The sequence below is a fragment of the Paraburkholderia sp. SUR17 genome (assembly GCF_029536165.1).
GTDB lineage: Bacteria > Pseudomonadota > Gammaproteobacteria > Burkholderiales > Burkholderiaceae > Paraburkholderia > Paraburkholderia kururiensis.
Genome location: NZ_CP120508.1, coordinates 3,120,023 through 3,140,831, shown reverse-complemented (window position 1 = coordinate 3,140,831; position 20,809 = coordinate 3,120,023). Strand labels below are relative to the sequence as shown.

The 20,809-nt window shown below is 63.5% G+C and carries 16 protein-coding genes and 1 pseudogene; 5 read left to right on the top strand and 12 right to left on the bottom strand.

Going from position 1 to position 20,809, the window contains the following annotated elements:
- Window positions 1-21: 21 nt before the first annotated feature.
- From fusA to P2869_RS13905, 4 genes are all read right to left on the bottom strand, one after another.
- Window positions 22-2,127 (bottom strand): elongation factor G, encoded by a 2,106-nt coding sequence (gene fusA / locus P2869_RS13920; RefSeq protein WP_017776882.1) that lies wholly within the window; start codon window positions 2,125-2,127, stop codon window positions 22-24.
- Window positions 2,128-2,625: 498 nt separating this feature from the next.
- A complete protein-coding gene (locus tag P2869_RS13915; RefSeq protein WP_277596785.1) occupies window positions 2,626-3,129 on the bottom strand; it encodes a DUF192 domain-containing protein in 504 nt (167 codons plus the stop codon).
- Between the two features lie 248 nt (window positions 3,130-3,377).
- Window positions 3,378-3,575, bottom strand: coding sequence for a hypothetical protein (locus tag P2869_RS13910; RefSeq protein WP_042303276.1), 198 nt, complete (start codon window positions 3,573-3,575; stop codon window positions 3,378-3,380).
- A gap of 290 nt (window positions 3,576-3,865) precedes the next feature.
- Window positions 3,866-4,432, bottom strand: a complete 567-nt coding sequence (locus P2869_RS13905; protein WP_277596784.1) for a pseudouridine synthase — start codon at window positions 4,430-4,432, stop codon at window positions 3,866-3,868.
- Window positions 4,433-4,845: 413 nt separating this feature from the next.
- On the opposite strand from P2869_RS13905, the gene icd reads away from it, so the two are divergent.
- Complete coding sequence (icd, locus tag P2869_RS13900; protein WP_017776878.1) at window positions 4,846-6,102, top strand: NADP-dependent isocitrate dehydrogenase; 1,257 nt, start codon at window positions 4,846-4,848, stop codon at window positions 6,100-6,102.
- 136 nt (window positions 6,103-6,238) lie between these two features.
- Here icd and P2869_RS13895 read toward each other — a convergent pair whose 3' ends face one another.
- Both P2869_RS13895 and P2869_RS13890 read right to left on the bottom strand, forming a co-directional pair.
- A complete protein-coding gene (locus tag P2869_RS13895) occupies window positions 6,239-6,787 on the bottom strand; it encodes a flavin reductase family protein (RefSeq protein ID WP_277596783.1) in 549 nt (182 codons plus the stop codon).
- Window positions 6,765-7,880: an LLM class flavin-dependent oxidoreductase gene (locus P2869_RS13890; protein WP_277596782.1), complete on the bottom strand. Its 1,116-nt coding sequence runs from the start codon at window positions 7,878-7,880 to the stop codon at window positions 6,765-6,767. The genes P2869_RS13895 and P2869_RS13890 overlap by 23 nt, the downstream gene beginning before the upstream one ends.
- A gap of 170 nt (window positions 7,881-8,050) precedes the next feature.
- Between P2869_RS13890 and P2869_RS13885 the strand changes: the two genes are divergently transcribed.
- Window positions 8,051-8,536: a winged helix DNA-binding protein gene (locus P2869_RS13885; protein WP_277596781.1), complete on the top strand. Its 486-nt coding sequence runs from the start codon at window positions 8,051-8,053 to the stop codon at window positions 8,534-8,536.
- Window positions 8,537-9,388: 852 nt separating this feature from the next.
- Here P2869_RS13885 and cspD read toward each other — a convergent pair.
- The gene (cspD, locus tag P2869_RS13880) at window positions 9,389-9,595 is read right to left on the bottom strand and encodes a cold shock domain-containing protein CspD (RefSeq protein ID WP_017776809.1); all 207 of its coding nucleotides are present in this window, start codon (window positions 9,593-9,595) and stop codon (window positions 9,389-9,391) included.
- 592 nt (window positions 9,596-10,187) lie between these two features.
- On the opposite strand from cspD, the gene clpS reads away from it, so the two are divergent.
- The 3 genes and pseudogenes from clpS to P2869_RS13865 all read left to right on the top strand — a co-directional run bounded on the left by clpS (window position 10,188) and on the right by P2869_RS13865 (window position 14,332).
- Complete coding sequence (clpS, locus tag P2869_RS13875; protein WP_017776808.1) at window positions 10,188-10,502, top strand: ATP-dependent Clp protease adapter ClpS; 315 nt, start codon at window positions 10,188-10,190, stop codon at window positions 10,500-10,502.
- Complete coding sequence (gene clpA, locus P2869_RS13870) at window positions 10,499-12,796, top strand: ATP-dependent Clp protease ATP-binding subunit ClpA (protein ID WP_042300162.1); 2,298 nt, start codon at window positions 10,499-10,501, stop codon at window positions 12,794-12,796. The genes clpS and clpA overlap by 4 nt, the downstream gene beginning before the upstream one ends.
- Before the next feature lie 148 nt (window positions 12,797-12,944).
- Window positions 12,945-14,332, top strand: a pseudogene (locus P2869_RS13865) (amino acid permease).
- A gap of 34 nt (window positions 14,333-14,366) precedes the next feature.
- On the opposite strand, the gene dut reads toward P2869_RS13865, so the two are convergent.
- The 5 genes from dut to ileS all read right to left on the bottom strand — a co-directional run bounded on the left by dut (window position 14,367) and on the right by ileS (window position 20,727).
- A complete protein-coding gene (gene dut / locus P2869_RS13860) occupies window positions 14,367-14,813 on the bottom strand; it encodes a dUTP diphosphatase (protein ID WP_017776806.1) in 447 nt (148 codons plus the stop codon).
- Between the two features lie 55 nt (window positions 14,814-14,868).
- Window positions 14,869-15,870: an LLM class flavin-dependent oxidoreductase gene (locus P2869_RS13855; RefSeq protein WP_277596780.1), complete on the bottom strand. Its 1,002-nt coding sequence runs from the start codon at window positions 15,868-15,870 to the stop codon at window positions 14,869-14,871.
- Between the two features lie 204 nt (window positions 15,871-16,074).
- Window positions 16,075-17,289: a bifunctional phosphopantothenoylcysteine decarboxylase/phosphopantothenate--cysteine ligase CoaBC gene (gene coaBC / locus P2869_RS13850; protein ID WP_277596779.1), complete on the bottom strand. Its 1,215-nt coding sequence runs from the start codon at window positions 17,287-17,289 to the stop codon at window positions 16,075-16,077.
- A 100-nt stretch (window positions 17,290-17,389) separates the two neighbouring features.
- On the bottom strand, window positions 17,390-17,890 hold the full coding sequence (gene lspA / locus P2869_RS13845) for a signal peptidase II (protein ID WP_017776803.1): 501 nt from the start codon (window positions 17,888-17,890) through the stop codon (window positions 17,390-17,392).
- Complete coding sequence (gene ileS, locus P2869_RS13840; protein ID WP_277596778.1) at window positions 17,890-20,727, bottom strand: isoleucine--tRNA ligase; 2,838 nt, start codon at window positions 20,725-20,727, stop codon at window positions 17,890-17,892. Before ileS ends, lspA begins: the two co-directional genes overlap by 1 nt.
- Window positions 20,728-20,809: the final 82 nt, after the last annotated feature.

The window sequence follows — 20,809 nt, the reverse complement described above, 5'->3', positions numbered from 1 at the left end:
GCATGAACAACCGGGCGCGGCTCAGCGCTTCGCGCTCATCACGGCTTCCGCGATGTTTTGCGGCGTTTCGGCGTAATGCTTGAACTCCATCGTGTAGGTGGCGCGGCCCTGCGTGAGCGAGCGCAGCGTCGTGGAGTAGCCGAACATCTCCGCGAGCGGCACCTCGGCGCGCACGATCTTGCCGCCGCCTCCCGCGATGTCCTCCATGCCCTGCACGATGCCGCGCCTGCTAGAGAGGTCGCCCATCACGTTGCCCATGAAGTCTTCGGGCGTTTCCACTTCCACGGCCATCGTGGGTTCTAGCAGCACGGGCTTCGCGCGGCGCATGCCTTCCTTGAACGCCATGGAACCGGCCATGCGGAAGGCGTTTTCGTTCGAGTCCACGTCGTGGTACGAGCCGAACGTCAACGTGACCTTCACGTCCACCACCGGGTAGCCCGCCAGTACGCCGGCCTTGAGCGATTCCTGAATGCCCTTGTCGACGGCCGGGATGAATTCGCGTGGAATCACGCCGCCCTTGATGGCATCGACGAATTCGTAGCCCTTGCCCGCCGGCTGCGGTTCGAGCGTGATGACGGCGTGACCGTACTGGCCGCGGCCGCCCGACTGCTTGACGAACTTGCCTTCCACATCTTTCGCCGTGGTGCGCACCGTTTCGCGGTACGCCACCTGCGGCTTGCCGACAGTGGCTTCCACGCCGAACTCGCGGCGCATGCGGTCCACGATGATTTCGAGGTGCAACTCGCCCATGCCCGAGATGATGGTCTGGCCGGATTCCTCGTCGGTCTGCACGCGGAACGACGGGTCTTCCTGCGCCAGACGGTTGAGCGCAATGCCCATCTTTTCCTGGTCGGCCTTCGTCTTCGGCTCCACGGCCTGGGAAATCACCGGCTCCGGGAACACCATCTTCTCGAGAATGATGATGTTGTTCGGATCGCAGAGCGTATCGCCCGTGGTCGCTTCCTTGAGACCCACGGCCGCTGCGATGTCGCCCGCGCGCACTTCCTTGATTTCCTTGCGCTCGTTCGCGTGCATCTGCAGGATGCGGCCGAGGCGTTCCTTCTTGTCCTTCGTGGCGTTGAGCACGGTGTCGCCCGATTCGACGACGCCGGAGTAGACGCGGAAGAAGATCAACTGGCCGACGAACGGGTCGGTCATGATCTTGAAGGCGAGCGCCGAGAACGGCTCGTCGTCGCTCGGGTGACGCTCCGCTTCCTTGTCGTTGACGTCGTGGCCGAGAATCGCGGGAATGTCGACGGGCGAGGGCAGGTAGTCGATCACGGCGTCGAGCATCGCCTGCACGCCCTTGTTCTTGAACGCGCTGCCGCAGAGCATGGGCACGATCTCGTTGCGGATGGTGCGTTTGCGCAAGGCGCCCTTGATCTCGTCCTCGGTCAGGCTCTCGTGGTCGGTCAGATATTTTTCGAGCAACTCCTCGTCTGCTTCCGCCGCCGCTTCCACCATCTTCTCGCGCCACTCGTGGGCGAGGTCGGTGAGGTTGGCCGGAATGTCCTGATACTCGAACTTCACGCCCTGGCTTTCCTCGTCCCACAGGATGGCCTTCATCTTCACGAGATCGACCACGCCCTGGAAGTGGTCTTCGGCGCCGATCGGAATCTGGATGGGCACGGCCACGCCTTTGAGGCGCTCGCCGATCTGCCGCTGCACGCGGAAGAAGTCCGCGCCCACGCGGTCCATCTTGTTGACGAACGCGATGCGCGGCACCTTGTACTTGTTCGCCTGGCGCCACACGGTTTCCGACTGCGGCTGCACGCCGCCCACGGAGTCGTAGACCATGCACGCGCCATCGAGCACGCGCATCGAACGCTCCACTTCGATCGTGAAGTCGACGTGGCCCGGGGTGTCGATGATGTTGATGCGGTGCTCGGGATAGTTGTTCGCCATACCGCGCCAGAACGCCGTGGTGGCCGCCGAGGTGATCGTGATGCCGCGCTCCTGCTCCTGCTCCATCCAGTCCATGGTCGCGGCGCCGTCGTGCACTTCGCCGATCTTGTGATTCACGCCGGTGTAGAACAGGATGCGTTCGGTCGTGGTCGTTTTGCCGGCATCGATGTGAGCGCTGATCCCGATGTTGCGATAGCGCTCGATGGGAGTCTTGCGGGGCACGTTTATCTCCTTGGAATGGCGCGCCGGTGGAGTCTCTCTGGCAGGCCGCGGCGCGGGCTGCGGTCTGCACGGCGGGCCGCGAGCCGATCAGGCTCGCGAACCGAGACTACTAGCATAGCGCGCGGTGCGGGCTTTTGCAGGGTTCTTGCCAGGCCGGCGCGCCCGCTGCGAGCGCTTCGAGCGGGGCAGCGGTTCGGGCGGACAGCGCCGGCCGGACCAGGTCGCAAATGATCGCAAACGGCTTGCCCGGGGTCGCGTGGTCTGTTGATGCGAGCGGTGCGCGACTGGCGCCCGGGGATAGCGAACGCGCTGGCGCAAAAAAAAGCCGGTGCCATTCACGTCACCGGCCTTGCCCTGGCTGAAGGTTGGATGGCGTCGTCGGCAGAGCGCGCCTGGCATGGTCCGCTGTAGCCGGTACTCGATGACACCCATTCCTCCGAACGATGCGGGACGGGCGCAATTCGAGCGCTCCGCGTCCCATCGAGTTACATCGCGCTATTACGGCTGGGGCAGCCCCTGAATCTTCATGCCGGGCTTGATGCCCTTCGACTGAAACCAGCCTTTGCTCATTTCGAGTGCATAGACACCGTTGTTGCGCGGGCAATGGTTGTTCGTGGTTTCCGCCTGCATTTCATCGACGTCGGTGATTGTGCCGTCGGCGCGAATGAACGCGATCGACAATGAGATCAGCGTGTTCTTCATCCAGAAGCAATGCACCGCGTTCTCGTTGAACACGAACAGCATGCCTTCGTTCGGCGCGAGCTGCGTGCGATACATGAGGCCCTGCTCGCGATCGGCGTCGTTGGCCGCGACCGCGGCATCGACGACAAACATGCCCACGGTGAGCTTCACGCGTGGGAACTCGCTGGGTTGTTTCGCGCCGGGCGGCATCTGCTGCGCCTCGGCGTTACCCGCGCACGCGAGGGCAAACGATACGGCGGCAACGGGTACTACGGCGGCCAATGCGAGGCGCGCAATCAGCGAGCGCAGGAAGATTCGCACGAGAGGGCTCCTTGGGCGAGAAGAGTAACCCGCGCATGTTACGCGAGCGCGTCAAGATGGGTCAAAAGACGGACGGTGCGGATGTTGCGTGGCCCAATGGGGTGGCCAAAGCGGGTAGCGGGTAGCGCGAAGCGAGAGGCCAAAGCGTCGCTCCAAAAACAAAAGGCAGATCGCCTCGAGGGTGATCTGCCTTTCAACGCCGTAAGAACGGCAGAACTGCGTGTTCTTGACTGCGTTTTTACAGCAACTTATTCCGAAGCGGCCGAAGCGGCTTCAGCCTTCGCTGCCTTCTTGTGCGACTTCTTTGCCTTGTGGGTCTTCTTCGCCTTGTGAGCCGACGAAGCAGCAGCAGCCGGAGCGGCCGAAGCGGCTTCCGGAGCCGAAGCTTGTGCGAAAGCAGCCGTTGCGAACAGGCCAGCAACCAGAGCGGCGATCAGTTTGTTCATGTTTTGAATCCTCAGCTTGAGTTAATTAACCAAGTGACCCGGTCATTGAGTCACGACGGTAAACGTGCCATCCACCTTTCGGTTGACAGTAGCCGGCGCAAATTTGTCCTTGCTGCTGCCAGCGGTCGGAACCGTCTCGTGTGCCTTGTGAGGCAGGCGGGACGGACCTGAAGGCTGAATGCCGGATAGCTTCGGGGGCATCTGCGAGCAATAACGCATCGTGTTGCGCACCGGTTGACGCGCTCTGGTGTAACGAATGTTTGCTCGTCATGACACCGTTATCCGAGGGATCAGACGCCGTCCCACGGTGCGCGGGGCGGCAGGTCCATGCTTTCGCCGGGCTGTAGCCCGAGCGAGAAGATGTCGAGGGCGCCGATGCCCACGCGCACGAGCCGCAAGGTAGGGAACCCCACGGCCGCGGTCATCCGTCGCACCTGACGGTTCTTCCCTTCGGTGATGGCGAGCTCGATCCAGGTGGTCGGAATGGCCGCGCGATAGCGGATGGGCGGCGTGCGCGGCCAGAGCGTGCCGGGCGGCTCGACCAATTCGGCGCGACACGGCCGCGTCACGTAATCGCCCAGATTGACGCCGCGCGCGAGCGTTTTGAGTGCGGTGTCGTCCGGTGCGCCTTCCACCTGGGCCCAGTAGCGTTTCACGAGTTTGTGGCGTGGTTCGGCGATGCGGGTTTGCAGCGCGCCGTCGTCCGTGAGCAGCAACAGGCCTTCGCTGTCGGCATCGAGCCGGCCCGCGGGATATACGCCCGGCACCTTCACCCAGTCGGCGAGCGACGGGCGGGTTTCGTGAGGCGAGAACTGGCAGATGGTGCCGAACGGCTTGTTGAGGGCGATGAGACGCATGCGAATGAGGCGCGACCGACGGTCGCCGGGATGGAGCCGCCGACGGGCCGGTTCTATGGCAAATGACGAGATATTAATGCATAATATGAAACGCCAACTCTTTTGTCTTATATAAGACTCAAGACTGAACCGGGCAATACGTGCGGCATGGCGCATCGTGTTCGTGGGTTGCGGCCCCGTCGCGTTGTGGCATGGCAGGCATGCGTGCCTGCGCCGCGTTCTCGCTCCAGCGTGGGCTAGAATAGCGGCCTGGCCGCGTGAGGCAGGCCGGCGCTCTCCACGCGAGAGGCAGCCGTTGCGCTCAGGCTGCCGGCCGCCAGCAGTCCCGCGCCACCGGCCCGTTGCCGGCAGGCCGCGCCCCGGTTCCGCAGGCCCAACCGCTTCCACCAGCACAGCCATCACTGGAGTCGATCATGCCGTATCAGCACATCAAGGTTCCGACCGGCGGTGACAAGATCACTGTCAACGCGGATTACTCGCTCAATGTTTCCGACCAGCCGATCATTCCGTACATCGAAGGCGACGGTACGGGTGTCGACATCACCCCGGTGATGATCAAGGTGGTCGACGCGGCGGTCGAAAAGGCGTACGCGGGCAAGAAGAAGATCCACTGGATGGAAATCTATGCCGGCGAGAAGGCGACCAAGGTCTACGGCCCGGACGTCTGGCTGCCGGAAGAGACGTTCGAGGTGCTCAAGGAATACGTGGTGTCGATCAAGGGCCCGCTGACCACGCCGGTGGGCGGTGGCATCCGCTCGCTCAACGTCGCGCTGCGCCAGGAACTCGACCTGTACGTCTGCCTGCGCCCCGTGCAGTACTTCAAGGGCGTGCCGTCGCCGGTGCGCGAGCCGGAGAAGACCAACATGGTCATCTTCCGCGAGAACTCGGAAGACATTTATGCCGGCATCGAATGGGCCGCCGAGTCCGAGCAGGCGAAGAAGATCATCAAGTTCCTGCGCGAAGAAATGGGCGTGAAGAAGATCCGCTTCCCGGAAACGTCGGGCATCGGCATCAAGCCGGTTTCGCGCGAAGGCACGGAGCGTCTGGTGCGCAAGGCGATCCAGTATGCGATCGACAACGACCGCCGCTCGGTCACGCTCGTGCACAAGGGCAACATCATGAAGTTCACGGAAGGCGCATTCCGTGACTACGGCTACGCGCTGGCGCAGAAGGAATTCGGCGCGGAACTCATCGACGGCGGCCCGTGGATGAAGTTCAAGAACCCGAAGACGGGCAACGAGATCGTCGTGAAGGACGTGATCGCCGACGCGTTCCTGCAGCAGATCCTGCTGCGTCCGGCCGAATACGACGTGATCGCCACGCTGAACCTGAACGGCGACTACGTCTCGGACGCGCTGGCGGCACAGGTGGGCGGCATCGGTATCGCGCCGGGCGCGAACCTGTCGGACTCCGTCGCCATGTTCGAAGCCACGCACGGCACGGCGCCGAAGTACGCGGGCAAGGACTACGTGAACCCGGGCTCGGAAATTCTCTCGGCTGAAATGATGCTGCGCCACCTCGGCTGGACCGAAGCGGCCGACGTCATCATCTCGGCGATGGAAAAGTCGATTCTGCAGAAGCGCGTGACGTACGACTTCGCGCGTCTGATGGAAGGCGCGACGCAGGTTTCCTGCTCGGGCTTCGGTCAGGTGTTGATCGAAAACATGTAAGTGTTGGTGCCGGGACGTTTGGTAACGTCCCGGAAGGTTGGAAAAACCCAGCTAGATCCCTGGTCTAGCTGGGTTTTTTGTTGCCCAGGCCGTAGCGGTAGCGCGGTGACAGTTCCCCACCATGCAAGCCGACGTATCAGCTTGCCGCTGCCAATGTTCCGGCAAGCGTCGTGTATTGCCCTTGCCAGTAGACCAGCGGGCCTGGCGCCGACTCGTCGCGCGCGAGCGCACGTACGCGGCCGATGACGAGAATGTGCCCGTGGCGCACGAGTAACTCCTCCGCCTCGCAGTCCATGGCGACGACGCTGTCCGCGAGGAGCGGCGCGCCGTCCGGCGTCATCTGCACCCACTCGTCGTTGCCGTAGCGCGCGGCGCCCTGCTCGCCGCGAAAGCCCGTGAAGCGCTCGGCAATCGCGCGGTGCTCGGTGTGCAGCAGGTTCACGCCGAAGCGTCGCGTGCGCGACAGCAGTCCCGCAGAGGAACTGGTGGCTTTCAGCGAAGCCACCACCATGGGCGGCTCCGCTGAAAACGAAGACACCGAAGTCGCCGTGAAGCCGCTGCGCTCGTTGCCGTCCGCGACCGTCACGACGCAAACCGCCCCCGCAAAACCACGCATGGCTTGCACGAAGCGTTTGCTCAGTGCCGGTGTGTCGTTCAAGGCGTCAGGCGGCACGGCGCGTTTCACGCGGGCTGCGCAGCCCGTGTGCCTCCAGGATGGGCAGTACCGTGTCGCGGAAGTACGGGAACTCCTTGACGTAATCCACGAACGACAGCGTCGTGCCTTTGAAGCCGGCTTCTGCAAGCGAAATCAGACCCGCGGCGACCTGCTGCGGGGTCCCGACGAGCGGGAAGCCGCCATGTCCGGCCGCCATGCGGTCGCGGATCAGCGCGAGCAGGTCGTGCGGGAACGAGTGCGCATTCGCGAACTGGAGCGCGACGAGGTTGTCGACCGCGCCCCAGTCTGCGTTGTCCTGTGCGAAGTACTGGAGATACTGGCGCGCCTCCTCTTCTGTCGGGCGGCAGACCACGTGCGAGAACGTCAGTACGTTCACCGCCTTGTTCGCTGCGGCGGCCTTCTGCTTGAGGTCGGCGACTTCCGCGCGGGACCGCTCGAGGTCGATTGCCGGCGTGAACAGGAAATTCGCGTTGCCGATGGCGAAGTCGCGCCCCTCGCCGGAACCCGCTGCGTTCAGGATAGGCGGACGCTCGCCGTTCCACGAGCGCGGCAGGCCGTAGACGTTCTTCAACTGGAAGTTCTCGCCTTCCCAGTTGAACGGGCCTTCGTGGGTCCAGATCTTCTGCACGATGTCGAACCACTCCTGGGCGTACGCGTAGCGCTTGTCGTGACCCGTCGCGAGCGGCAGACCGAGCGCTTCGTATTCGGGGCGGTTCCAGCCCGCCACGATGTTGAGCCCGGCGCGGCCTGCGCCAATCTGGTCAAGCGTCGCGATCTGTTTGGCCACGACCACGGGATGGTTGGCCGCCGTGTGAATGGTCGCGAAGACCGTGAGGTTGCGCGTCTTCGCGAGCAGGCCGGCAGCCCACGTCATCGTTTCCAGCACCGAGCCGTGGAAGTCGGTCTCGCCGCCGTAGCCGATCCAGCGCGCGATGGGCAGCATAAAATCGATGCCGGCTTCGTCCAGCATCACTGCGAGTTTCTCGTTGTTCTCCCAGGAGTTGTCCCAGCGCTCGCCGATCTTCGTCACCGACATCCCGCCGGAGCAGTTCGTTGCGAATGTGCCGAGAATGAAATCCCTGGTGTTCAGAATTCGTCTCATATCCATCCTGTCGCAGTAAAATTTATCCACTCGGCGGGTGCCTCGCGGCGGTCCCACCGTCCCAACCCAGTCGACGGCACAGGCCGCAACCGCGCGATTCCGCAATGACCGAAAGATCACGCAGAACCCCGAAAAACGCTGCTACTGTCGAACATCGCTGGCATCTCGCGATGGACGACTTCAGCGTCGAGATCACCGATCTCGAATACGCCGTCATGCGGCTCAATCAGTCGTTTTCACGCTGGCAATCCGAATGCATGGGCGCCGTCCTCGGCGTCGCGTTGAGCGGACAGGAAAACGCACTGATGCACGTCATTCACATGCACGAACGGCCCAAGACCATTCGCGACCTGTTGCATATGACCAACCGGCAAGACGTCGCTAATATGCAGTACGAACTACGTAAGCTGATCAAGTCCGGCCTGATCGAAAAGAACGGCACGGCACGCACCGGCGTGTACTACTCCACGACACCGGAAGGCGCGCGCGTATGCGAAGACTACGCAGCGTTGCGTCGCAGCGTGCTGCTCAAGATGGCTCAGTCGACCTCGGGCATCCAGTTCGCGGCCGCTGCTGCCACAGCCTGCCTCGAACAATTGGAACGCGTGTACGAAACCGCTACGCGTGAGGTCGCAACGTTCCATCGGCGGCGCTAACTCTGGATTTCTTGATTGCAGTCTTTCAAATAAAATTTCACATTGAATGTTTATTTGATCGAATCCTAGGGCAGCCGATTTTCGGCTGCAACCGATTTCGGCTAGGGGAAAACACCATCCGCTGGAAGGTGGGGCTATCGGATGAATGTGATCGCACGGTGCCAGCTGTGCACGATCAGCTCGCGAACCATTGAATAGCGGGGCTCGGGAGGGCGCCGGAGCATCTGCGGTCCACGCGGGTCTTCTCGAGCGAATACCGAGCGAGCAGCGATGCTCACCATGGCCCGATGTGCCGGCCGTCGCGGGCGCCTGGTCAGTCAGACGCGAGCAGCACCGGGGAGATCAAGCTGTTCCGTAGTTTTGACGGGCGAGCGCTCGGATGTGCAATCCGGATCGGACCTTGACGATTGGTCCCTGAAGTTTGGCGTTCGGACGCAGCCGAGCATCCTGGTCCGGCTCAAGCACGGTGCGAGGAGTTGTGTCGTGACATCTGAGCGCCTCGTTGCGCGCCGCCTTTGTCTATGGACCTGGAGGCATACTCTGGCGCCCGTGCGGTCTTCGGACACCGCGACTTCGTTTCGCCCGGCCGCGCTGTAGAGACATCATCGCTTACACCCTGCCTGCGTTTCGCGCATGCGGGGTGTTCCATCTCCGCGCTCGCCACGACGACGAAGGCGGACGGGATGAAAACGTTTTCGAAGGGAACCCTGCCGGTTTGCATCCGTCGATACGGGAAGTGTTCCCTACCGACCTGGACTTCGCGACGCGTTTGACTCGCACTGTGCACCGATCAGGCGCACAAAAAAAGAAACCCGGCCAAAGCCGGGTTTCGAGGAGCGGGATCGAACCGTCTCAGGCAGCTGCCTGGATGTTCGATGCCTGTTTGCCCTTCGGGCCTTGCACGACCTCGAAGCTTACCTTCTGGCCTTCCTTGAGGGTCTTGAAACCGTTCATCTGGATAGCCGAGAAATGAGCAAACAGATCCTCGCCGCCTTCGTCGGGCGTAATGAATCCGAAACCTTTCGCGTCGTTAAACCACTTGACCGTACCAGTTGCCATACCAACTTCCCCTGTAACTCATGTCACTACCACGAGCACGCTCGAAAAGCTCGACGGCCACATATGCGGCCGTCCCCTCCTCACAAGCTCACCAACGGCATTTTTTCGAAAATATGAGGCAGTGAAAAAAGTGCCAGCTTGATTGTTGAGGCTCTTTATTCAAGTGTCAAGCACATTTTGTGGGGTGTCCCACAGCGTTGTAAAAGAATCGGTTTCCAGGGTTTCCACGGCTTTTCTTATGTGCGGTGGCGCAAGGTGCCTGACTTGAAAAACCGCATAATCCTCCCATAACGCATGGGTATGTTCATGGGCGCGCAACTATGTCGCGCGGGCCGCCTCAGTGGTTGCCGCAGCGGCATTTTTTGTGGCCCACGCCCTGGCGCGGGTTGTGCGATACTCGATTCGAACCTCTCCCGGCGCGGTTATGTGCCGTGGCCAGGGGCGGGAGTATCCCGGAACGACCGGTGCCGCAGCCGGTCTGGTCACAGGGTGCGCGAGACCTGGCACGCCGGGTGCACGTGCATCGGTCGCCGGCCGGCCGGTCGGGTTTCGGCAGGATTGCGGGCCTGCCCGAGTTGTTTAGAATGGGTGTATGGCGATTATCCCGGACAAGCAGGACGGCACCGTACTGGAGCGGCAGGAACAAAAGCTGAAACCGCCTTCCATGTATAAGGTGGTGCTGCTGAATGACGACTACACGCCAATGGAATTTGTCGTGATGATCGTGCAGGAGTATTTCAATAAGGATCGCGAGACCGCGACGCAGATCATGCTCAAGGTCCATCGTGAGGGTCGGGGGGTATGTGGGGTCTATACGCGGGACATTGCGTCGACCAAAGTTGAGCAAGTAGTTACCCACGCACGGCAGGCCGGGCATCCGCTGCAGTGTGTGATGGAGGAAGCATGATTGCCCAGGAACTGGAAGTCAGCCTGCACATGGCGTTCATGGAAGCACGCCAGGCACGGCATGAGTTCATCACGGTCGAACACCTGCTGCTGGCCCTGCTGGATAATCCCACGGCCGCAGAAGTGCTGCGCGCGTGTGCAGCCAATATCGAAGACCTGCGCCAGAACCTGCGCAACTTCATTCACGACAACACGCCTACCGTGCCAGGCACGGACGACGTCGATACGCAGCCCACGCTGGGTTTCCAGCGTGTGATCCAGCGCGCGATCATGCACGTACAGTCCACGTCCAACGGCAAGAAGGAAGTGACGGGCGCGAACGTGCTCGTCGCGATCTTCGGCGAGAAAGATTCGCACGCCGTCTACTACCTGCAGCAGCAGGGCGTAACGCGCCTCGACGTCGTGAATTTCATTTCGCACGGTATCGCGAAGACGAACAGCGGCGACGCGGCGAAGACAAGCGACGCCAATGCGGAGTCCGAAGAGGCGGCCGCGCAGAAGGAAACGCCGCTCGCGCAATTCACGCAGAATCTGAACCAGATGGCCAAAGACGGTCGCATCGACCCGCTGATCGGGCGCGAGGCGGAAGTCGAGCGCGTGGTGCAGGTGCTGTGCCGCCGGCGCAAGAACAACCCGCTGCTCGTCGGCGAAGCCGGCGTGGGCAAGACCGCGATTGCCGAAGGGCTCGCATGGCGCATCACGCGCGGCGAAGTGCCCGACATTCTCGCGGACGCGCAGGTGTATTCGCTCGACATGGGCGCGCTGCTTGCCGGCACCAAGTACCGCGGCGACTTCGAGCAACGTCTCAAGACGGTGCTCAAGGAATTGAAAGAGCGTCCGCATGCCATTCTGTTCATCGATGAAATTCACACGCTGATCGGCGCGGGTGCCGCATCGGGTGGCACGCTGGACGCGTCGAATCTGCTCAAGCCGGCGCTCTCGTCGGGCACGCTCAAGTGCATCGGCGCGACGACCTTCACCGAATATCGCGGCATCTTCGAAAAGGATGCGGCGCTCTCGCGGCGCTTCCAGAAGATTGACGTAACGGAGCCCACCGTCGAGCAGACAGTGGCGATTCTGCGAGGCCTCAAGTCGCGCTTCGAAGAGCATCACGGCGTGAAGTATTCGTCGGGTGCGCTCTCGGCGGCGGCTGAACTGTCGGCGCGCTTCATCACCGACCGTCATCTGCCCGACAAGGCTATTGACGTGATCGATGAAGCAGGCGCAGCGCAACGCATCCTGCCGAAGTCGAAGCAGAAGAAGACGATTGGCAAGACCGAGATTGAGGAAATCATCTCCAAGATCGCGCGCGTGCCGGCGCAGAGCGTGTCGCAGGACGACCGCAGCAAATTGCAGACGCTCGACCGTGACTTGAAGGCCGTGGTGTTCGGGCAGGACCCGGCCATCGACGCGCTTTCCGCCGCCATCAAGATGGCGCGCGCGGGCCTCGGCAAGACCGACAAGCCGATCGGCGCGTTCCTGTTCTCGGGCCCGACCGGTGTCGGCAAGACCGAAGTCGCGCGTCAACTCGCGTTCACGCTCGGCATCGAGCTGATCCGCTTCGACATGTCGGAGTACATGGAGCGCCATGCGGTGAGCCGTCTGATCGGTGCACCGCCGGGATACGTCGGTTTCGATCAGGGCGGTCTGCTGACCGAGGCCGTCACCAAGAAGCCGCATTGCGTGCTGCTGCTCGACGAAATCGAGAAGGCGCATCCGGACATCTTCAACGTGCTGCTCCAGGTCATGGACCACGGCACGTTGACCGACAACAACGGTCGCAAGGCTGACTTCCGCAACGTCATCATCATCATGACGACGAACGCGGGCGCCGAAGCGATGCAGAAATCGTCCATCGGCTTCACGAATCGTCGCGAAACGGGCGACGAGATGCAGGACATCAAGCGCATGTTCACGCCCGAGTTTCGCAACCGGCTCGACGCGATCATCAGCTTCCGCTCGCTCGACGAAGAGATCATCCTGCGCGTGGTCGACAAGTTCCTCATGCAGCTCGAAGACCAACTGCACGAGAAGAAGGTCGATGCGCTCTTCAGCGACGCACTGCGCAAGCACCTGGCGAAGCACGGCTTCGATCCGCTGATGGGCGCGCGTCCCATGCAGCGGCTGATCCAGGACACGATTCGCCGCGCCTTGGCCGACGAACTGCTGTTCGGCAAGCTGCTGAACGGCGGCCGTGTGACGGTCGACGTGGACGAGAACGACAAGGTGACCTTGACGTTCGACGAACATCCGGCACCGCGCAATCCGAATCCGGAGGCTGTCGAAGTAGAATAAGCGGTTCGTTTCCGGAACTGTCTATCGCGAAACGGCGCGGGCTCTTGGGCCCGCGCCGTTTCTGTTTGTGCGCCTGCCTGCGCGAATCTCCTCGCCGGGGGAGATCGGCTATGCGGCCCGCCAGGTACACATTGCAAGGGTTTTAGAGTTGTCTACACGTGAACGCGATACGTTCGACTCGATTGTCGAGCGCGAAAGAGGCCTGCAACGGGGGTTGGGCGCGGGCCAGATGACGATGATCGCCATTGGCGGCGCCATCGGAACCGGTCTCTTCCTCGGTAGTGCATTTGCCATTGGATTTGCAGGACCGGCCGTGCTCGTGTCGTATGCAATTGGCGCATTGATCGCGCTGCTGCTGATGGGCGCGCTTGCCGAGATGACGGTCGCGCATCCCACCTCGGGCTCGTTCGGCGCCTACGCCGGGCATTACATCGGTCCGCTCGCCGGTTTTGTGGTGCGCTATGCGTACTGGTCCGCCTACGTGCTCGCCGTGGGCACCGAAGTTTCGGCCATCGCGGTCTACATGAAGTACTGGTTTCCGGCGGTGCCCGGCGCGTGGTGGATCGTCGCTTTCTCGGCGCTGCTGATTGGCGTGAACGCCATGAGCGTGCGCGCGTATGGCGCCATCGAATATGCGTTTTCCAGCTTGAAGATTGCTGCGATTGCGGCGTTCATCGTGCTGGGTAGCTGGTTCGTCTGGCGGGCGCCCACAGGGTCGGGCGTGGGCCTGGCCAATTACACGTCGCACGGCGGCTGGCTACCGAAAGGATGGTGGGGCGTTTGGGTAGGCACCGTCGTGTCGCTCTTCAGCTACCTCGGCGTCGAGACCATTGCTGTGGCCGCCGCCGAGGCGCGCGACCCGCAGCGTGCCGTCACACGGGCCTTTCGCGCCACGCTCGTGCGCCTCGCACTGTTTTATCTGGTGACACTCGCGCTGATGCTGGCCATCGTTCCCTGGACTCAGGCCGGCGCGGACGAAAGCCCCTTCGTGAAGGTGATGGCCGCGACAGGCGTGCCTTACGCCGCCGGCGCCATCAACTTCGTGATACTCGTGGCGGCGCTTTCGGCGATGAACAGCCAGCTCTACATCACGACGCGGATGATGTTCAGCCTTTCGCGCGCAGGCTACGCGCCGGGCCGCTTCGGGCGGCTCAACGGGCACACGGCGTGCCCACCGCAGCACTCTGGCTCTCGACCATCGGCATTGCGGTTGCCGCCGTGGTGAATGCGCTGTACCCGCAGACCGCGTTTCCGCTGATGATGTCGATCGCCATGTTCGGCGCGATGTTCACGTGGCTGATGATTTTCGTCACGCACCTCTTTTTCCGGCGCCGCTACGCGGGGCCCGCACCCGCGTTTCGGATGCGCCTGCATCCGGTCGGCAGCGTGGCCGGTGCCGTGTTGATGGCTGCAGTGCTCATCGCTACGGCGTTCACGCGCGAATTCAGGATGACGCTCGTGTACGGCTTCGCGTTCCTGGTCGTGCTGATTGCGGCTTACGCACTGTGGTATCGGCGGGGCGCGCCGCAGCAGTAGCCACGGGCGCAAGGTCGGCCCACCGTGCACTTCCTCAATGCTTGCCGGTGCTGCCGAATCCGCCCGCGCCGCGCTCGCTCGTCTCGAATTCATCGACGATGTTGAACTGCGCCTGCACGACCGGCACGATCACGAGCTGCGCGAGCCGTTCCATCGGATTGAGCGTGAACGTGGTGTGGCCGCGGTTCCACGTCGAGATCATCAGTTCGCCCTGGTAGTCCGAATCGATCAGCCCCACCAGGTTGCCCAGCACGATGCCGTGTTTGTGGCCGAGGCCCGACCGCGGCAGGATGAGCGCTGCGTAGCCTGGATCCGCCAGATGAATGGCGAGGCCCGTCGGCACGAGCGCGGTCTGACCGGGTTCGAGCGACAGTGGCTTGTCGAGGCAGGCGCGCAGGTCGAGCCCCGCGCTGCCGGGCGTCGCGTACTGGGGAAGCTGGTCGCGCATGCGCGCATCGAGAATCTTCAGGTCGAGTTTCATTGACGCTTCTGGTTCGTGGTGGATATCAAAGGCTTCGTCGGGTGCAACACGTGAGTCAGCGCGGCAACTGGAACGCCTGCGCCAGCAGGTCATACGAACGCAGCCGCGCGGCGTAGCTACCGGCGACCGTCAGCACGATCAGTTCGTTGGCCTGAAACTGTTCCTGCAGCGCATACAGTCTTTCCGTGACCTTTTCCGGCGTGCCGATGATGCTGCGCGGCTTCTCGCGGTCGATCACAAGCTGCTCGCGCTCGCCGTACTCCTGTGCGAGACCTTGCTCGGTGCTCGGAATGGGCGCGTTCAGACCATAAGCCATTTGCACGCGGCGCAGATCGACGGCTTTTTCGAGGTCGGCGGCTTGCTGTTCCGTGTCCGCGCAGATCACGAACACGGCGGCGGCCAGCCAGGGCTGCGGTTCGTGGCCTGCCGTAAAACGCTCGCGGTAGGCGTTGGCGACCAGATGACCGAAGTGCGCGTTGATGAAGTGCGCGAACGCGAAGCGGATGCCGAGCTGCGCCGCGAGCGCGCCGCCGAACTCGCTGGAACCCAGCATCCAGAGCTGCGGACGCGTGTCGATCTGCGGTTGGAGCACGACGCCGTGAGCCAGGTGGTCGGCGGGCAGCGTGCCCTCCATGAGCCTCACGAGGTCCGTCACCTGTTGCGCGAAGAGTTCGCCGCGGTTGTAGTCGCCCGCCGCCACAGCCTGCGCGGTACGCATGTCGCCGCCCGGTGCGCGCCCCACGCCGAGATCGACGCGATTCGGGAACAGTGCTTCAAGCATGAGGAACTGTTCGGCGACTTTGAACGGGCTGTAGTAAGGCAGCATGATGCCTCCCGAGCCAATGCGGATGCGCTTCGTCACGCTGCCAATCCGCGCGAGCATCACCTCGGGACAAGGATTCGCGACGCCGAGCAGCCCGTGATGCTCCGCGCACCAGTAGCGCGTATAGCCGAGGTCATCGGCGAGCTGGGCGAGTTCCAGGGTGGCCGCGATAGCGTCCGCCGTCGAATGCCCGGCGATCACGGGCGTTTGATCGAGCACGGAAAGTAGCGTCATGGCGTTGCGCTCCTGGCTGACTGGGCGGATGAATTCGCGAATGAGCTAACAGACGGGTGGCCGGCAAGCGTGCGGGTGAGCGTGAGCGGTTGGGCAACGCTGCACGTTCGCGGCCCTGCTTGCGGCGACGACTCCCGGCCTTGACTCTTGGTCCTGACTCGCGGCCCCACTCTTGGCCCGGGCTCGCGACCTTCAACTCGCGCGCTACGAAATGAGGCTCGTGTCGGGTAGCCGTTTCGCAATCTCGGCGATCAGCGTGCTCGCGAGTGCCTGCTTGTCCGCGCGCGGCAGCTTCGTATGCCCGCTGGCTTCGAACAACACGACTTCGTTGTCGTCGCGGCCGAACGTGAGCGGCCCGAGGTTGCCGATCAGAAGCGGCACGTTCTTGCGCGCGCGCTTTTCTTCGCCATGCACGTCGAGGTCGCCGCTTTCCGCCGCGAAGCCGACGCAGAATGGCGGATGCGGCAGCCTCGCCACGGCCGCGAGAATGTCGGGATTCTCGACGAACGTGAACGACGGCAGGCGGTGGTCGGCCGTCTTCTTGATCTTGTGATCGCTCGCGTGATCGACGCGCCAGTCCGCCACCGCGGCCACGGCGATGAAGATGTCGTAGTCGGGCACCGCGCGCATCACGGCGTCGTGCATTTGCTGTGCGGTCTGCACGTCTTCGCGGAAGACGCCCCAAGGCGTATCGAGGGCGACCGGACCCGCGACGAGATGCACGTCCGCGCCGGCCTGTTGCGCGGCGCGCGCGAGCGCGAAGCCCATCTTGCCGCTCGAACGGTTGGTGATGCCGCGCACGGGATCGATAGGCTCGAACGTGGGGCCCGCGGTGAGCAACACGCGACGTCCGGCCAGCACCTGCGGCGCGAAGAACGAGGCGATGGCCTCATAGACGGCTTCAGGTTCGAGCATGCGACCGTCGCCCACTTCGCCGCACGCCTGCGGGCCCGAATCCGGCCCGAGCGTTTCGACGCCATCCGCACGCAGTTGCGCCACGTTGCGTTGCGTCGCCGGATTGGCCCACATCTGCCGGTTCATCGCGGGCACGACCAGCAGCGGACACTCGCGCGCCACACAGAGCGTAGTGAGCAGGTCGTCGGCCACGCCGTGTGCGAGCTTCGCGAGAAAGTCGGTGGAGGCAGGGGCGATCACGATGGCGTCCGCTTCACGCGACAGGTCGATGTGCGCCATGTTGTTCGGCACGCGTGCGTCCCACTGGCTCGTGTAGACCGGACGGCCCGAGAGCGCCTGCATGGTGACGGGCGTGATGAATTGCGTGGCCGCCTCGGTCATCACGACCTGCACGGTGGCGCCCGCTTTGACCAGAAGGCGCGTGAGCTCGGCGATCTTGTAGCAGGCGATGCCGCCTGTCATGCCGAGCACGAGATGTTTTCCAGCGAGTTCAGCGGTTGCCAAGGCAGGTCTCCGACACTCACGCCACGCCGGCGAGTGCGCCGGCGGCCGTTGCACTGGGGCGCGAACGCCCCACGTTTCTCAGACGCTCAGCGGCGTGCGCCTAGCGCGAGCCGCGTACGCGCCGCAATTCGTCGAACACGAGCAGCGCGGCGCCAATCGTGATCGCGCTGTCGGCGAGGTTGAACGCCGGCCAGTGCCATGCGCGCACGTGGAAATCGAGGAAGTCGATCACGTGGCCATACGCGAGCCGATCGATCACGTTGCCGAGCGCCCCGCCCAGAATCAGCGAAAGCGCGGTGCAGAAGAGCCGCTGTGCCGCGTGGCGCTTGAGCAGATAACAGATCACGAGCGCCGCCACGATGCCGAGCGCGGTGAACGCCCAGCGCTGCCAGCCGCCGGCCGCCGCGAGGAAGCTGAACGCCGCGCCGCGGTTGTACACCAGCACGAGGTTGAAGAACGGCGTTATCACGCGTCCTTCGCCGTAGGCGAACACCTTCGCGATGGCGATCTTCGTGAGCTGGTCGCAGAGAATCACGATCAGCGCCACGCCCAGCCACGGCGCCAGCGAACCGCCGGCTCGCTTCGAAAGGGTTCTGGCCATTATGCCGCGCTCCTCGTTTCCCCGCCGCCGAACAGGTTTGTCACGCACCGGCCGCACAGCGTCGGGTGCGCCGCGTCCACGCCCACGTCGGCGCGGTAGTGCCAGCAGCGCTCGCACTTCAGGTACTTCGAGGTGATCACCTCGACGCCTTCGTCCGCTTCGCTTTCCACCTTCGCGACCGTTGCCGCCGAGGTGATGAGCACGAACTTGAGGTCGTCGCCGAGGCTCACGAGCGCGTCGTAGCGCTCGCCGCTCGCGCGAATCTCGACTTCGGCCTGCAGCGACGAGCCGATCAGGTTCGCCACGCGCGCTTCTTCGAGCGCCTTGGTGACGTCGCCGCGCACCGCGCGCAGCAGCGTCCATTTTTCGATCAGCACGGCGGCGTCGGGCACGTCCGGGAACGCGTGGAACGTTTCGGTGAAGATGGTTTCGCTGTTCGGCTGGAACACCTTCCACGCTTCTTCGGCCGTGAACGAGAGGAACGGCGCCATCACGCGCAGCAGGCTGTGCGTGACGTGATAGAGCGCGGTCTGCGCGACGCGGCGCGCGGTTGAATCCGGCGCGCTCGTGTAGAGGCGGTCCTTCAGCACGTCGAGGTAGAAGCCGCCCATGTCTTCGGAGCAGAACGTGAGCAGCTTCGCCACCACCGGGTGGAACTCGTAGCGGTCGTAGTGCGCGAGCACGTCGCCCTGCAAACCGGCCGTGAGTGCGACGGCGTATCGGTCGATCTCGAGCCATTCCGAGACCGGCCGCGCGTGCTTGCCGAAGTCGAAGTCCGAGAGGTTCGCGAGCAGGAAGCGCAGCGTGTTGCGAATGCGCCGATAGCTTTCCGTCACGCGCTTCAGGATTTCTTCGGAGATCGCCAGTTCGCCCGAGTAGTCCGTCGACGCGATCCACAGGCGGATGATTTCGGCGCCCAGGCGGTTGGCCACTTCATGCGGGTCCACGCCGTTGCCGAGCGACTTGCTCATCTTGCGGCCTTCGCCGTCTACGGTGAAGCCGTGGGTGAGCAGGGCGTCATAGGGCGGCCGGCCGTCGAGCATCGACGCCGTGAGCAGCGACGAGTGGAACCAGCCGCGGTGCTGGTCGGAGCCTTCCAGGTAGAGGTCGGCGGGGAACTGCAGCTCACTTGCGTGCGAGCCGCGCAGCACGTGCCAGTGCGTCGTGCCGGAGTCGAACCACACGTCGAGCGTGTCGCGGTTCTTTTCGTAGAGGTTCGCGTCGTCGCCAATCAGCTCGCGCGGATCGAGCGACTGCCACGCCTCGATGCCCGCCACTTCGACGCGCTTTGCCACTTCTTCGAGCAGCTCCAGCGTGCGCGGATGCAGCTCGCCGGTTTCCTTGTGCACGAAGAACGCCATCGGCACGCCCCACTGGCGCTGGCGCGAGAGCGTCCAGTCCGGTCGATTCGCGATCATCGCGTAGAGGCGCTGCTTGCCCCAGGAGGGATAGAACGCGGTGGCCTCGATGCCTTCCAGCGCCGTTTCGCGCAGCGTCTTGCCGCCGCCCTTCGGCGTGACGTCCATGCCGGCGAACCACTGCGAGGTGGCGCGATAGATGATGGGCGTCTTGTGGCGCCAGCAGTGCATGTAGCTGTGCGTGTACTTTTCGCTGCGCAAAAGCGTGCCTGCGGCCTGCAGCGCTTCGACCACCTTCGGATTCGCGCTCCAGATGGACAGACCGCCGAAGAGTGGCAGCGACTCGATGTAGCGGCCATCGCCCATCACGGGGTTGATGATGTCGGAGTCGGCCATGCCGTGCGCCTTGCACGACACGAAGTCTTCCACGCCGTAGGCGGGCGACGAGTGGACGATGCCGGTGCCGGTGTCGGTCGTGACGTAGTCGCCGAGATAGACCGGCGACGTACGCCGGTAGCCCGGATGCGCCGACGCGAGCGGATGATGGAAACGCAGTCCCGCGAGCTTCGCGCCCGGCGCGGTCGCCAGGGTGCGGCCTTCCAGCCCGAAGTCCTTGAGACACGCCTCGACGCGTTCCTCGGCAAAAATCAGCAGCCCGCGCGACGTATCGACGAGCGCGTAGACGATCTCGGGATGCAGGTTCAGCGCTTGGTTGGCGGGAATGGTCCACGGCGTCGTGGTCCAGATGACAATGCCGCCTTCGGCGCGCGGCAGCGCCGTGAGCCCGAACGCGTGCGCCGTCTTTTCCGGCTCGGCGAAGGGGAAGACGACGTCGATGGTCGGGTCGGTCTTGTCCTTGTACTCGACTTCCGCTTCCGCCAGTGCCGAGCCGCAGTCGAAGCACCAGTTCACGGGCTTCAAGCCCCGGAACACGTAGCCCTTTTCCATGATCTTCGCGAGGGCGCGGATCTCGTTCGCCTCGTTCACGAAGTTCATGGTCTTGTAGGGGTTGTCCCAGTCGCCCAGCACGCCGAGACGCCGGAAGCCCTTCTTCTGCGTTTCGATCTGGCCGGCCGCGTATTCGCGCGCCTTCTGCATTACTTCGGTGGCGGGCAGCGACTTGCCGAACTGCTTTTCGATCTGGATTTCGATGGGCATGCCGTGGCAGTCCCAGCCCGGCACATAGACCGCGTCATAGCCCGCCAGGTTGCGCGCCTTGACGATCATGTCCTTGAGGATCTTGTTCACCGCGTGGCCGAGGTGAATGTCGCCGTTCGCGTAGGGCGGGCCGTCGTGCAGGATGAACTTCTTGCGGCCTTTGCTGGCGGCGCGGATCTTTTCGTAGATCTTCCGCTCCTGCCATTCCTTGACCCACTGCGGCTCGCGCCTGGGCAGGTCGCCACGCATGGGAAACGGCGTGTCGAGCAGGTTGACCGGGTATTTCGCCTCGGCTTTGGAACTGGATTTCTTGTCGCTCATGGTCAGATCACGGTGAATTCGGGTGACGCGGTGACGCGTGGTGTTCGGTGCTTAAGGAGGCGCGGGCGGCCGGACAGAGGTC

Bases quoted from the DNA above. Each gene is read 5' to 3' on its own strand.
- cspD (WP_017776809.1), bottom strand. From the start codon at position 9,595: ATGGCAACTGGTACGGTCAAGTGGTTTAACGACGCGAAAGGTTTCGGA.
- P2869_RS13910 (WP_042303276.1), bottom strand. From the start codon at position 3,575: ATGAACAAACTGATCGCCGCTCTGGTTGCTGGCCTGTTCGCAACGGCT.
- P2869_RS13905 (WP_277596784.1), bottom strand. From the start codon at position 4,432: ATGCGTCTCATCGCCCTCAACAAGCCGTTCGGCACCATCTGCCAGTTC.
- ileS (WP_277596778.1), bottom strand. From the start codon at position 20,727: ATGAGCGACAAGAAATCCAGTTCCAAAGCCGAGGCGAAATACCCGGTC.
- lspA (WP_017776803.1), bottom strand. From the start codon at position 17,890: ATGGCCAGAACCCTTTCGAAGCGAGCCGGCGGTTCGCTGGCGCCGTGG.
- dut (WP_017776806.1), bottom strand. From the start codon at position 14,813: ATGAAACTCGACCTGAAGATTCTCGATGCGCGCATGCGCGACCAGCTT.
- P2869_RS13890 (WP_277596782.1), bottom strand. From the start codon at position 7,880: ATGAGACGAATTCTGAACACCAGGGATTTCATTCTCGGCACATTCGCA.
- P2869_RS13855 (WP_277596780.1), bottom strand. From the start codon at position 15,870: ATGACGCTACTTTCCGTGCTCGATCAAACGCCCGTGATCGCCGGGCAT.
- clpA (WP_042300162.1), top strand. From the start codon at position 10,499: ATGATTGCCCAGGAACTGGAAGTCAGCCTGCACATGGCGTTCATGGAA.
- P2869_RS13885 (WP_277596781.1), top strand. From the start codon at position 8,051: ATGGACGACTTCAGCGTCGAGATCACCGATCTCGAATACGCCGTCATG.
- icd (WP_017776878.1), top strand. From the start codon at position 4,846: ATGCCGTATCAGCACATCAAGGTTCCGACCGGCGGTGACAAGATCACT.
- clpS (WP_017776808.1), top strand. From the start codon at position 10,188: ATGGCGATTATCCCGGACAAGCAGGACGGCACCGTACTGGAGCGGCAG.